The sequence below is a fragment of the Salmonella sp. SAL03688 genome (assembly GCF_046551895.1).
Classification (GTDB): Bacteria; Pseudomonadota; Gammaproteobacteria; order Enterobacterales; family Enterobacteriaceae; genus Salmonella; species Salmonella enterica.
Genome location: NZ_JBGDVI010000023.1, coordinates 63,480 through 77,516 on the forward strand (window position 1 = coordinate 63,480; position 14,037 = coordinate 77,516).

At 56.3% G+C, this 14,037-nt stretch carries 10 protein-coding genes; 3 read left to right on the plus strand and 7 right to left on the minus strand.

Translation table 11 applies throughout. From position 1 onward, the window contains the following. Positions 1–2 precede the first annotated feature (2 nt). The 7 genes from tssJ to tssB form a co-directional block, all read right to left on the minus strand. Complete coding sequence (gene tssJ / locus ACLJR2_RS19670) at positions 3–536, minus strand: type VI secretion system lipoprotein TssJ (RefSeq protein WP_000147702.1); 534 nt, start codon at positions 534–536, stop codon at positions 3–5. After that, on the minus strand, positions 533–1,819 hold the full coding sequence (gene tagH / locus ACLJR2_RS19675; RefSeq protein ID WP_000796941.1) for a type VI secretion system-associated FHA domain protein TagH: 1,287 nt from the start codon (positions 1,817–1,819) through the stop codon (positions 533–535). Before tagH ends, tssJ begins: the two co-directional genes overlap by 4 nt. A 24-nt stretch (positions 1,820–1,843) precedes the next feature. Beyond that, positions 1,844–2,932, minus strand: coding sequence for a type VI secretion system baseplate subunit TssG (gene tssG, locus ACLJR2_RS19680; protein ID WP_000509050.1), 1,089 nt, complete (start codon positions 2,930–2,932; stop codon positions 1,844–1,846). After that, the gene (gene tssF / locus ACLJR2_RS19685; protein WP_000393864.1) at positions 2,896–4,749 is read right to left on the minus strand and encodes a type VI secretion system baseplate subunit TssF; all 1,854 of its coding nucleotides are present in this window, start codon (positions 4,747–4,749) and stop codon (positions 2,896–2,898) included. Before tssF ends, tssG begins: the two co-directional genes overlap by 37 nt. 4 nt (positions 4,750–4,753) lie before the next feature. Beyond that, complete coding sequence (gene tssE / locus ACLJR2_RS19690; RefSeq protein ID WP_000611700.1) at positions 4,754–5,170, minus strand: type VI secretion system baseplate subunit TssE; 417 nt, start codon at positions 5,168–5,170, stop codon at positions 4,754–4,756. Next, positions 5,167–6,639, minus strand: coding sequence for a type VI secretion system contractile sheath large subunit (tssC, locus tag ACLJR2_RS19695; protein WP_000058003.1), 1,473 nt, complete (start codon positions 6,637–6,639; stop codon positions 5,167–5,169). Before tssC ends, tssE begins: the two co-directional genes overlap by 4 nt. 290 nt (positions 6,640–6,929) lie before the next feature. Then, positions 6,930–7,433, minus strand: a complete 504-nt coding sequence (gene tssB, locus ACLJR2_RS19700; RefSeq protein WP_000031252.1) for a type VI secretion system contractile sheath small subunit — start codon at positions 7,431–7,433, stop codon at positions 6,930–6,932. Positions 7,434–8,060: 627 nt separating this feature from the next. On the opposite strand from tssB, the gene ACLJR2_RS19705 reads away from it, so the two are divergent. The 3 genes from ACLJR2_RS19705 to ACLJR2_RS19715 form a co-directional block, all read left to right on the plus strand. Continuing rightward, entirely contained in the window at positions 8,061–8,579 is a 519-nt protein-coding gene (locus ACLJR2_RS19705) for an Hcp family type VI secretion system effector (RefSeq protein WP_001142967.1), read from the plus strand. A 222-nt stretch (positions 8,580–8,801) separates the two neighbouring features. Continuing rightward, positions 8,802–10,943, plus strand: coding sequence for a type VI secretion system tip protein VgrG (locus ACLJR2_RS19710; RefSeq protein WP_000103450.1), 2,142 nt, complete (start codon positions 8,802–8,804; stop codon positions 10,941–10,943). 68 nt (positions 10,944–11,011) lie between these two features. Beyond that, the coding region (locus ACLJR2_RS19715) for a DUF6531 domain-containing protein (protein WP_219828006.1) at positions 11,012–14,037 on the plus strand (3,026 nt) is incomplete at its 3' end.

The following is a 14,037-nucleotide window of genomic DNA, read 5'->3' on the forward strand; positions in this document are numbered from 1 at the left end:
CGTTAATCATCCTCTTTTTTCATTTCAATACTGCTCTGCCGGATATGCACCAGCAGGCGGTAGTTGTGTCCTGTCCCTTCTACCGGTTCGATTTGCTTCCATTCCGTGGTCTGGTCGTCGGAAAAATAGGCAATCACGCCGATAAACTGCGTTTTCTCATCCAGCTTCACCGGCGGCAGGGTTTTCATGGTGTCGGGCAGCAGGCTGAAATCCTGGTGATCGATATAGTTTTTCCCCAGCGCGTCGGGCAGTGCGGTGGTGGCTATCTGGTCGTAGTCGGCGGCCTGAAATTTTGAGTCATCGCTCAGATAAACCAGCTGCACGTCCACCGCAGCCGCTTCACCGTCCGCGTTGATATTGGCATCCGGCTCCGTCAGCAGCGTAATCGTCACCTGCGAAGACTGGTCTGCCAGCTTACCGACCTGAATATCCGGGTTTTTGATCACCTCGCCGATTTTTTTTACCGTTTCACAACCGCATAAGGCGAGGGTGAACAACGCCACCATCGCCCAGGCGAGGAAACCACGGCCTGTCATGCTTCCGGCTCCCGCTGCTTTTCACGCAACACCCGGTCATACACCTGGGCATACACTTCGTTAAACAGCATCTCAAAACCCTGCTGGCGGCTGGAGGCCAGCTCATCGTAATAATCGCAGTACATCTGCCACGCACCGGCATCATCCAGCGGTTTACGCAGTTCGTGGCTGCGGCGGTACTGCACAAAACGGCGCATCAGACTCTGTGGCGAGAAGGCGTCCAGCAGCACGCGCAGCGATTCCACAATCGCGGCGCGGTTGGCTTCTTCGTGATGACGAATATTGCGCAGGCTCTCGCTGACGGCGGCGGGCGCGGCCAGATGTACCGGGCTTTTCCCTTCGGCAAACAGCACGTCCAGCGCCGTGGCGTAGTCCATATTCAGGCGCAGCGGGTTATCTTCCAGCGGGCGCAGATGCTTGTCTGACAGGCTGTTGCGGCGCTGCTGTAGCTCAAGCAACCCCTGAATCGCCGCCTGCAATGTCCTTCCGGCCTCCTCCAGAAAATCATCGGCGTCCTGGGTGTTATGCACGGCAAGCGATCCCCCCAGCCCGCGCAGTAACGGCGTGACGGCGAGGTGGCGCTGCGCCGCGTCTGCCGGTGACATGCCCTCTTCATTATCATGCGGATCGGCATACATGGACGGCAGATCCATAAACGGCGTGTTGATCCCGCCGTTTATCGCCGGATCGGATAACGGGGCGGAGGCCCGGGCCGGGGTGATACCCGCAAGCGGATTGTCCCTGGTGGTCAGACTTTCAGCCTGGAGCACCTGCAACGGATCGGTGGAAAAGCCATTAACAACGGTATCCGCGAGCTGATGGCGGGACGGCATTCCCGGATATTCCGGCGCGCCGTCCGTGGACAGTAGCGTGTCCGACAGGAGGTCGTGGTTAGAAACGATGGTTTCAGGCGTCGCCATCTCCTCATCGTAATGCCGCATCCCGCCCTGGTTCAGATAAACCCGGAGTATCAGATGCCCGGTCTGGATCTCATCGCCCTGACGTAACTGCACCTGGTCTGAGGCCGCCGTGACTTTAGCCTGGTTCAGCCATAATGGCGATGCCAGCGGATGCAGGCAGAATGCGCCATCATGCAGGCTGATGCTGAACGCCTTCGCCGGAACGTTCTGGTGCCGGTCCTGAACAGGCCAGTGGCATTCGCTGCCGTGGCCCACATCGCCGTCTCCGGTGAACAGACACCGTGCGGTACGTCCGCTCTCCAGCTCGTTACCGTTAACGACATGCAGTGAAAGCGTCTGTTGCCGCGCTTTTTCTTCCGCCATATTCTGCTCCATGATAGTAATATTTTACTCCCTGACCCTGATGGTGACTGAGGGATGCTCTCCCGGCTCGCCGAGAAATGACGTCCAGCCCAGCAGCGCGCTCTTGTTATCGCCCAGCCGCATAATCCCCACCTGATCCGGGGCCAGCCCCAGGTGTAAATCCCAGGCAAGCTGATCGCGCAGGACGAAGGAGACAAACATCGCCAGCGGCAGAAAATTTTCTCCTGACGGCAGGAACGAGAGAAACTGCTTGCGGCTCAGGTGGTTAATACTTAACTGAAATTTACCGCTGAGATCGGGAACCCGCGTACCGAGGACAAAATTGCCCAGCACCGATCGCCCGGCCAGTTTTTCGCCATTTTTAATCGTGTAACATCCAAGACTGTTCTGCTGATCCGGCTCGATATCCACCATCCGCCGCTGCCAGTTTTGCAGCGTCACGTCCGATAAATTTAAATCGAAACAGTGCGCAACCAGCGTGCAGACGATCTCCGGCGAACGTCCCGGATTTGCCAGTATCCCGGCATAGGCCAGCATCTTGCTGTGGTTAACGGGCAGGCTGTCGCGAAGCTGCCGGTGGCCCAGCCCCACCAGGGAGTACATCCGCTGCGAGAATGCATCCACGCCGCCGTTACGGAAAGCGACGTGGTAACGGTACTTACGCCAGATATGCCAGACAAACTGCGTCAGGCGATGGCTGAACATATCCAGAAAATCGCTGACCGGACTCTGCTCGTGCGCGGATTTCCAGGCCAGGTGATCAAGGTAATAGCCGGGGAGGGGCGACTGGCTGCCCTGCAATCCCATAAAGGTGGTGGTCATCCGGAACAACCCGGAAGCATCCTGCTCCAGCGCGCTGACATCGCTTACCGGAAATCCCAGGCTGGCGTCCGCCAGGAAACGAATGGTTTCCTGCGCCGGAGGGGTATCCAGGGATAACGCCGGCGTTTCGCCGCCTTCTGATGCCAGCCGGTGCAGCAGCTCAGAGAGCGCGAAAAAATTGCAGGCGCAGGCATCCTGAAACAACGGCTCCCGCAGCGTGCGTTGTTCATCCTGCGCCGGAGTCTCGTCCGGACTCAGATGAGCGGGTGTTGCCCGGTTCTTTCCGCCCATTTCCATGACTCCTGGCTTTCCGTATTAACGACGGTCAGCATGTGGAACGAATTGACGCTGGCGTACAGCGACAGAAAATGCGACAGCACCGCGCCCAGCAGGTACATTTCACCCTCGCAGACAAACGGCTCCGGATGAATGGACAGGGTGGACGCCAGCCCGCGCACCGGTATGCCGGTAAACAGGCGATCAACAGGCGTAGTTTCCAGCCGTTCAATGGCGTCCAGCTTCTGTTGTGACAGACGGGCCATCTGCGGATGATGAATGGCGTGGCGATCAAAATTGGCGATGACCTGTTTGAGCGCATCAGCATCCAGCAACGACAGATAATTCAGGTTCATGGCAGACAGCAACGACCAGTGCAGGCTGCCGTCAATCACCGGCCAGAGCGGTCTGGTGGGGCGGGTGATATTGCGAAATGACGCCACCGACGCGTTTTTACCTGTCGTACCGGTGATATCGCCGGGCCGTAGCTGTACCGGCAGCTCCCGGTTGGTGCAGGTCAGCGATACCGAAACCACTTCATTATTAAGCAGTGAGGCATCCGGGAGACTGCCATCGGCATGAATAAAAGCCATGGTATGATCAAAGCCCCGGTGAAACAGCGAGGTCCTGGTCCGGTGCTGCCAGTAGACCACTTCCCGCTTGCGGCTGTACTCCATCTGGTGGCGGAAACTCTCAAAAGCAGGCCAGTGGCGCGCGGCCTCTGTGATCACTGGCCGTCCAAGATCCGCTTTTCTGTGCTTCCCCTGTGTCTGACTCACCACGCTGTTAACCGAAAAAATATCGTAATGATCCGGAAAATGACGGCTGGGAACCAGAGCGTAATCCTGCCGCTGATGATCCAGCGTGATGGCTTCGGCATGGTGGGCAAACAGATTAATGGCGGGCGCACAATATAAGCGCAGGGAATCATCCCGCAGCCGGATATCTGCCGGTAAGGGGCGTGAAAACCGCAGCCGCAGGGTGAAACGGTTCTCCTTTAACCTGTCTGGCAATGCCGGAATGCCACAGGCATCGAAAAACAGAAAACTGTCGGCGTAGCAGAAAAACTCCTGGAGAACACGGTAGCCGCTGTGGACATTACCGGGCCAGGGCAGCATGGCGTCCTCTGACTCAAAACCCACCGCTTTCAGCATAAATTCAGGCATCGGGATCGACTGCCCGCCCGCCATCAACTCTGCGCCCTGTAAATATTCACAAAACCACAGATAAAGCTGATAGCGGGTATAGTTATCATCGTTGCCCAGCCAGAAGCGCAGCCTGTTCAGATCCAGCGTGGCAAAATCAGTGCCCGGTGCGACGGCAAACGTAATATCAATAATGCCGTGGCGGGGCGTACTGCGATTTTCAACCTGATCCAGTTGAACGGGTAACAGCCAGATATCCCGGCAGAGAGTGAACGTACAGGGCGGGGCTACATCGTGCTCATTGCCGGAATACGCAGACAATACCGCGTTTCCCTGAGTCCCCTTCGCCCCGGTTGTGAACTGCTCATTACGGGGGATCAGTACCGGCACGGAGGTTTTATCCATATCCGGCGCATATTCAATCAGCGTCATCGACGGCACCGGGCGCAGATAATTGGGCCACAGCATCCGGATCAGTCCGTGCGTCAGCTCCGGAAACTCATCCTCAATTTTCTGGCGCAGATTGCCGGTCAGAAAGGCCACGCCCTCCAGCAGACGCTCGATATCCGGATCGGCCTCTTTTTCTGCCAGAAACCGGGCCAGATGCGGCTTTTCGGTCGCCAGCAGCTTGCTCAACTGCCGCAGGTGATCCAACTCCTGCCTGTAATAGCGTTCTTCGAATTCCATTCTGCTACTCCACCCGATAATGCTGACTACCGTCCGGTGCCATATCAAACTCCAGCACATCGTCGATATCGTTAAATGTCACCCAGGCGGTGATACGAAAAATTATCTCCTGTGGGCTGGCGGTCTGTGGCAGGATTGCCCGGACCTCCGCGTGCGAAATCCGGGGTTCATAACGCTCAATACACTGCACGATGGCCTGGCTCATGGCGCTACGGTAATTATCCGACCCTTCCGGCTCTTCAATACCCAGCCCCGGCGTTCCCCGACAACTGCCGGAACGGGTGTTCAGGATATTGCGCAGACTATGGCGAATGGACTGCCTGAACGCCTCTATATTACTGCCCTCCCGCCAGTTTCTGGCAGGAGGGTTTTCCAGACGCTCAAACAGCGATCCGGCAGGCCTTTCGCGCGCCGGTATCACTTATCTAACCGTCCGACTAAAGACAATTCAAACGACGCGCCCATATATTTAAAGTGCGGCCTTGCGGAAATCGCCACCTGATACCAGCCCGGCTCGCCGTCCACATCCAGCACCTCCACTTTAGCGCCACGCAGCGGCTTACGGCTGCGGACATCAGCAGGCGGATTCTCCTGATCAGCGACATACTGGCGCACCCAAATATTCAGCTCCCGCTCCAGATCGCTTCTCTCTTTCCACGACCCGAGCTGCTCGCGTTGCAGCACCTTAATGTAGTGCGCGAGACGGTTAATAATGAACAGATAAGGCAACTGCGTACCCAGCTTATAGTTGGTCTCGGCGTCTTTGCCCGGAAAATGCTTGGGTTTCTGAACGCTGTTAGCCGAGAAAAACGCCGCATTATCACTGTTTTTACGCATGGTCAGGGTGATGAACCCCTCTTCGGCCAGCTCGAACTCACGGCGGTCGGTGATCAACACCTCCGTCGGGATCTTGGCCTGAATCTGCCCCATTGACTCATATAAATGTACCGGCAGATCTTTTACTGCGCCGCCGCTCTGCGGCCCGATAATATTGGGCGCCCACCGGTATTTCGCGAACGAATCGGCTATATTACTGGCCAGCATCCAGGCGGTATTGCCCCACAAATAATGCTCGTGGCTGTGGCTCACATCTTCGGCGTAGTTGAAGCTTTTAATCGGGTTTTCGGTCGCGGAATAGGGCTGGCGAAGCAGAAAACGCGGCGCGGTCAGTCCCAGGTAGCGGGAATCTTCGGAATCACGCAGGGCGCGCCATTTTGTGTAGGCCGGGCCTTCAAAAATAGCGTAGAGATCCTTGATATTGGGCAGCTCGGTCCATGATTTCAGGCCCATAAACTCCGGCGACACGGAAGAAAGGAACGGCGCGTGAGCCATTGCGCCGACGGCGCTGACATAGTTCAGCAGCTTCATATCCGGCGTGGTATTTTTGAACTCATATGCGCCCAGCACCGCCGCAATCGGTTCGCCGCCAAACTGTCCAAACCCGCTGGAATAAACATGCTTATAGAAGCCGGACTGGGTAATCTCCGGCGCGAACTCGAAATCCTCCAGCAATTCCGCTTTGGTGACATGGAGGACATGCACCTTAATATTCTCACGAAAATCAACGCGATCGACCAGCGCTTTCATTGAACGCCAGAACGACTCCAGTTGCTGAAACTGAGGGGCGTGAATAATAGCATCCATCTGACGGCTGATACGGGCGTCGATGTCCGCAATCATGCTGTCCACGGCCAGTTTGTTTACGGGTTCTGCAGGTGAACTGGATTGCAGGAGGCTGGCAACAAAAGCTGTTACGCCCTGACGGGCAATATCATAACCGTCAGCGCCGGGCTGGATACGGGTTTGTGCCATGATTTCATCAAGCAACGACGGGGCATGGCTTCCCTGTTCAGTGCGGGTGGAAACAAGTTCTTCTTCCTGTAAAGACATACTGAAAATCCTTGTGTTGATCTGTATTTCTGGAACCAGGTTTCACTGTCAGTGGAACACCTTTCGCCAGTGTGGCTTCATCTGCTGGTACCCGTTGATATGGATGATTTCATCCATTAGACATCCGATCCTCTGGTCAAGCGCCGCGACCAATACATCCAGTGTTTCTGTGTTGATGTCGCCTGTCTGACTGATAAATAACCGGATCACTGCCTGCGTTATTGCGTCATCGGTTCTGGAGATCTTTTCCCGCAAGCCCATACCAGGATAATCTCCCTGAAAAACAGAGGTTACTGGTTTTCTGCCTGGCTGATCTCCCGCAGTAACTGTTCGCGGGATTCTTCATTTTCCAGCAATGCCTGAAGCTGGGCGCGAAATGCAGGCAGATTACCCAGCGGCCCTTTTAATGCTGTCAGCGCTTCGCGTAGTTCCAGCAATTTGTTCAACTCCGGCACCTGTTTTGCCACACTGTCCGGAGAAAAATCGTTCAGGGATTTGATTTCCAGCGAGATATTCATCTCATCGCCATCTTTTGCGTCGTCCTTCAATGATGCCGGAACTGCAAAATTCAGGCTAATGGACGCTTCTGCCATCACTGAATTGAATGAATGTTTGTCGATAGAAACCATCTGGCGTTCATCAAGTGGCGCTGTTTCCTGTGAGTTTCCGGTATCCCCCACTATCAGCATATTAAGGGGTAATTCCACCTCAGAAGGCTCACCGTCCGTTTTTGGAATATAAGAAATATTAATGCGTTCTTTGGGTGCCACGCTGCCGTTATAATCTTTGCTCATAGAGATCATCCATCAGGTTACGTTATGTTTTTTTGCATCTCCGTACAGACTATGGAATGCCGTGTAATAAAAAGCCTGGTAATCATTTTACGCGCAGAAAATTTTTTGAGAAGCACTTTTTCAAAATGGAATACAGGAGTATTCTTCTTTTGTGGTTATTTCAGGATGACGTTGTTTTTATAAGGAATATCTTAAAAGATATTTTAATGAATGGTGTTTTGTTTTTTAGTTGATTGATATATATGTATTTTTTATTTAACCATGTATTGGGTGAATGCTATCTATATTTATTTGTACACTTTTTGTTCATCATTAATAAAATAGCATGGTGAATGAGGTTTACGAAGATGGTGATGGTGAAAAAAAGAATGGATATAATATTTATTCATGAGTAAGTATCGTCCTTATTTTATAAAAATAAATGCTGATATATTATCATGTGAATATGTTGGCATGTAATTTAGTCATCATGTGAATGCTTTTTAGTCTCAGATTGTACGATTCAGCTTGCTATATGAAGAGAGCTTAAGCTACAGGGTTTTTAATGTAATCCACATATTTTTATCTGTCGGATATCTTTCTGCAGATGTATGTAAGTGTCATTAATCGTTAACAAGGAGTTTATAAATGCCAACACCGTGTTACATCTCAATTACGGGGCAAACCCAGGGCAATATCACCGCTGGTGCATTCACCGCAGATTCTGTCGGCAATATCTACGTGCAGGGTCACGAGGATGAAATGCTGGTACAGGAATTCCTGCATAACGTGACCGTACCCACCGATCCACAGTCCGGGCAGCCGAGCGGCCAGCGTTCACACAAGCCGTTCATTTTTACCGTGGCGCTGAACAAAGCCGTGCCGCTGCTGTACAACGCGCTGGCGTCCGGTGAAATGCTGCCGAAAACCGAACTGCACTGGTGGCGTACTTCCGTTGAAGGCAAGCAGGAGCATTACTTCACCACCCGCCTGACGGACTCAACGATTGTGGATATGAAACTGCATATGCCGCACTGTCAGGACCCGGCAAAGCGCGAATTCACGCAGTTGCTTGAAGTCTCGCTGGTCTACCGCAAAATCGAGTGGGAACACGTCAAATCCGGCACCTCTGGCGCGGATGACTGGCGCGCGCCGCTGGAAGCGTAAAACGGAATCAACAGCATCCCGCCCTGACGGGCAGGGTGCTGTTTTGCCTGAAGACGGAGGTAAAAAAAGTAGTGCCAGTAAGGGGTTACGTTTTTATTACGGGAGATGGCGGACGCCGGATACTTCGGCGGTAGCGTGCCCGGAGGCAGGCGTAACACTGTACTGTCATTCGCCGCAGTCCGGCAGGCGGTTTATTTTCCCCGTTAATTCATGAGGTTATTCATGTCAACAGGATTACGTTTCACACTGGAGGTGGACGGCCTGCCACCGGATGCGCTGGTCGTGGAGTCCTTTCACCTGAGCCAGTCCCTTTCCACGTTATTTTCCCTCGATATCTCGCTGGTCAGCCAGCAACTTCACAACATTGAGTTTGCCCAGGTACTGGAAAAACCGGCGCACCTGAAAATCTGGCAGGGCACGGAGATACAGCGCCGGGTGAACGGCATAGTGACCTGGTTTGAGCAGGGGGAAAACGACGGACACCAGATGCTGTACAGCATGAAAGTTCGCCCGCCGGTGTGGCGCGCCGCGCTGCGGCAGAACTCGCGTATTTTCCAGAATGAAGACATAAAAAGCATTCTCGGGACGATACTGCAGGAAAACGGCGTGACGGACTGGAGCCCGCTGTTCAGTGAGGCGCATCCGGCGCGGGAGTTCTGCGTGCAGTACAGCGAAACGGATTACGACTTTCTGGCGCGGATGGCGGCGGAGGAAGGTATTTTCTTTTACGAGGAACATGCGCAGACCAGCGACGACCAGAGCCTGGTGCTGTGCGACACGGTACGTTTTCTGCCGGAAGCCTTTGAAATCCCCTGGAACCCGAACACCCGTACCGAGGTGAGCACGCCGTGCGTCAGCCAGTTCCGCCACAGCGCACAAATCCGCCCCTCCTCCGTCATCGGCAAGGACTACACCTTCAAACGCCCCGGCTGGGCAGGCCGCTTTGAGCATCAGGGTGAACATCAGGATTACCAGCGCACGCAGTACGAGGTGTTTGACTATCCGGGGCGCTTCAAGGACGGCCACGGTCAGAACTTCACCCGCTGGCAGATGGAGGGCTGGCGTAATAATGCCGAAGTGGCGCAGGGGAAAAGCCGTTCTCCGTCGATATGGCCGGGACGGCGTATTCAGCTGACGGAACATCCGCAGACGAGCCTGAACCGGGAATGGCAGGTGGTGAGCAGTGATTTACACGGCAGCCAGCCGCAGGCGGCGGCGGGGCGCTCAGGCTCAGGGACAACGCTGGATAATCATTTTACGGTCATCCCGGCAGACAGAACATGGCGGCCACGCCCGCAGCCCAAACCGTCAGTGGACGGCCCGCAGTCGGCAGTGGTCACCGGCCCGGAAGGGGAAGAAATCTTCTGCGACGAACATGGACGGGTGCGGGTGAAATTTAACTGGGACCGGTATAACCCGGCGAACCAGGACAGCTCGTGCTGGATACGGGTGGTACAGGCGTGGGCGGGGCCGGGATTCGGCAACCTGGCGATACCGCGCGTGGGGCAGGAAGTGATAGTGGACTTCCTGAATGGCGACCCGGACCAGCCCATTATTATGGGGCGCACCTACCACCAGGAAAACCGCTCGCCGGGCAGCCTGCCGGGCACCAAAACGCAGATGACCATCCGCTCGAAAACCTATAAAGGCAGCGGGTTTAACGAACTCATGTTTGATGATGCGACAGGGAAGGAGCGGGTGTATATCCACGCGCAGAAGAACATGAATACCGAGGTGCTGCACAACCGCACCACCGATGTGACGAATAACCATGCTGAAACCATTGGTAATAACCAGGTGATCGCTGTCACCAATAACCAGATACAGACCATCGGCGTCAACCAGATCCAGAACGTTAGCGTCAACCAGGTGGAGAAAGTGGGCAGCAATCAGGTGATCAAGGTGGGGACAAACCAGATTGAAACGGTGGGACTCCTCCGCGCCCTGAATGTGGGCGTGGTGTACCAGACTACGGTGGGCGCCATTATGAACACCTCAGTGGCCATGATGCAGTCTTCACAGGTGGGCCTGCATAAATCGCTGATGGTGGGGATGGGGTACAGCGTTAATGTGGGGAACAAAGTCACCTTCTCGGTGGGGAAAACAAGGTCAGACAATGCCGGGCAGACAGCGATTTATTCTGCGGGTGAACATCTGGAGCTTCGCTGCGGTAAAGCCCGGCTGGTAATGACGAAGGACGGAAAAATTTTCCTTAACGGAACGAAAATTGATCTGGAAGGTGCGGAAAGCGTCAATGGTGATGCGCTGACGATCAACTGGAACTGCGGCGCAACAGAAACCGTGCCGGATGCGCCGAAGGATGACTCGCCGGAGCCGAAGATGCCGGATATGAGGAAGTTCTGATCGGTGAGCGATCAACCAGGCAGTGGTATGACGGGATAAAAAAGAAGAAGGACATTAAGGAGTAAGGTATGAGCGGAAAACCGGCGGCCCGGATGGGCGATATGACGAAATACGGAGGCCCGATTGTCCAGGGGTCGGCAGGGGTGCTGATAGGCGCGCCGACGGGCGTGGCGTGCTCGGTGTGTCCTAACAGCCCGGTAGAAGAGGTGAAAGGTCATCCGGTAAACCCGCTGCTGGGAGCAAAGGTACTACCCGGTGAGACGGATTTTGCGCTGCCCGGCCCGCTGGCGTTCATCCTTAGCCGCGCCTACAGCAGTTACCGGACGAAGACGCCCGCGCCATCGGGGCTGTTCGGTCCTGGCTGGAAGATGGCTGCCGATATGCGCTTACAGATTTGTGAGCGGGCGCTGATACTGAACGACAACGGAGGCCGGAGCATTCACTTTGAGCCACTGTCGCCGGGTGAGTCGTCATACAGTCGCAGCGAGTCGTTCTGGCTGGCGCGGTGCGGGGTGCTTATGCCGGATAAAAGCAACCCGCTGCATGACCTCTGGCAGGCACTGCCGGAAGAGATACGGTTAAGCCCGAACACGTACCTGGCAACGAACAGTATACAGGGGCCGTGGTGGGTGCTGGGGTGGCCGGAGCGGGTGCCGGGTGCGGATGAGGCGTTACCCGCGCCGCTGCCGCCGTACCGTGTGCTGACGGGGCTGGCGGACAGCTACGGACGGACGCTGACGTATCACCGCGCCGCAGAGGGGGAATTTACCGGGAATGTCACCGGGGTGACGGACGGTGCGGGACGGCGTTTTCAGCTGGTGCTGACCACACAGGCGCAGCGTGCGGAGGCGGCGCAGGCGGCTTACGCCACAGCAGGCACGTCCCGGTCTGCATTTACTGATTTTCCTGAGACGTTGCCTGCCACGGAGTACGGTGCAGATAACGGTATCCGCCTCTCGCAGGTATGGCTGACGCATGAGCCGGACGCTGAGGGCGACCTGGAGCCGGTGATGCTGTCGCGCTATGAATACACACCGTGCGGAGAGCTTGCCGCCGTGTATGACCGTGGGGGCATGGAGGTGCGCCGCTTCCTGTATGACGCGGAGCATCCGGGGCGGATGACGGGCCACCGTTATGCGGGCAGGCCGCAGATGCGCTACCGCTATGATGAGACGGGGCGTGTCACGGAGCAGCTTAACCCGGAGGGGCTGAGTTACCGTTATGCGTATGAAAAAAATCAGGTGGCTGTCACGGACAGCCTGGGACGGCGCGAAGTGCTGCACCTGAAAGGCGAGGGCGGGCTGAAACGGGTGGTGATGAAGGCGTCGTCTGACGGGAGCGTGACGCGCAGCGAGTACGACCCGGCGGGGAGGCTGAAAGCGCAGACGGACGCGGCGGGGAGAAGGTCGGAGTACAGCCTGCACATGGCGTCGGGGATGGTGACGGCGGTGACGGGGCCGGACGGAAGGACGGTGCGCTATGGCTATAACAGCCAGCGGCAGTTAACGTCCACGACGTACCCGGACGGGCTGCGAAGCACGCGGGAGTATGATGAGCGTGGCAGGCTGACGGCGGAGACATCGCGTACCGGTGAGACGACGCGGTACAGCTATGATAATCCGCAGAGTGAATTACCGACAGGGATACAGGACGCCACCGGCAGCAATAAGGCGATGTGCTGGAACCGCTACGGGCAGATGGTGGCGTTCACGGACTGTTCGGGGTATGAGACGCGGTATGAGTATGACCGGTTCGGCCAGATGACGGCGGTACACCGCGAGGAAGGGCAGAGCATCTACCGCAGCTATAACCACCGGGGACAGTTAACTGCCGTCAGGGACAGCCAGGGCCGTGAAACCCGCTATGACTATAACGACGCGGGCGACGTAACCACCGTCACCGGTCCGGACGGGAGCCGCACTGAAACGCAGTACGACGGGTGGGGAAAGGCACTCAGTACCACACAGGGCGGGCTGACGCGGCGGATGGAATATGATGCTGCGGGCCGGGTAACGCAACTGACCAACGAGAACGGCAGCCACAGCGCATTTACCTGGGATACGCTGGACCGCCTGACACAACAGACGGGCTTTGACGGACGGGTGCAGCGGTACGGTTACGACCTGACGGGAAAACTCACACAGAGTGAAGATGAGAACCTGGTCACACACTGGCACTACGATGCGTCAGACCGGCTGACGCACCGCACAGTCAACGGCCTGGAGGCTGAACGCTGGCAGTATGACGAACACGGGTGGCTGACAGAGCTGAGTCACCTCAGCGAAGGGCAGCGTGTGGCGGTGTATTACGGCTACGATAATAAAGGCCGTCTTATCCGCGAGCGGCAGACGGTAACGGACCCGCAGACGGATGAACTGTTATGGCAGCATGAGACACTACAGGGGTACAGTGAGCAGGGGCTGGCGAACCGGTTTAAGCCGGATAACCTGCCGCCGGTGGAGTGGCTGACCTACGGGAGTGGTTATCTGGCGGGAATGAAGCTGGGGGATATGCCGCTGGTGGAATACACGCGTGACAGGCTGCACCGTGAGGTGTTGCGGCGGTTCGGTTCAGGCACGGACGCTTACGAACAGAGCACCACGTATAACCTTACCGGGCAACTTCAGAGCCAGCACCTGACGCAGCCGCAGCTAAACCGGGAGTACGGTTACGATGAGGGGGGCAGGCTGGTACGCATCAGCGGACCGCAGCAGACGAGGGAGTACCGCTACAGCGGGAGCGGGCGCCTGACCGGGGTGCATACCAGCGCCGAGAATCTGGACATCACCCTCCCGTATGCCACGGACCCGGCGGGAAACCGCCTGCCGGACCCGGAGTTTTACCCTGAGAGCAGCAGCAGGGTATGGGCGGATAACCGCATCACGGAAGATATGCAGTACCTGTACCGCTACGACAAATACGGCAGGCTGACGGAGAAAACGGACCGCATCCCGGAAGGGGTGGTGATACGGATGAACGACGAACGTACACACCGGTACGAATACGATAACCAGCACCGGCTGGTCCACTATGTGCGCACACAGCACAACTCCGTCCTGGCGGAGGGGAGGTATCTCTACGACCCGCTGGGCCG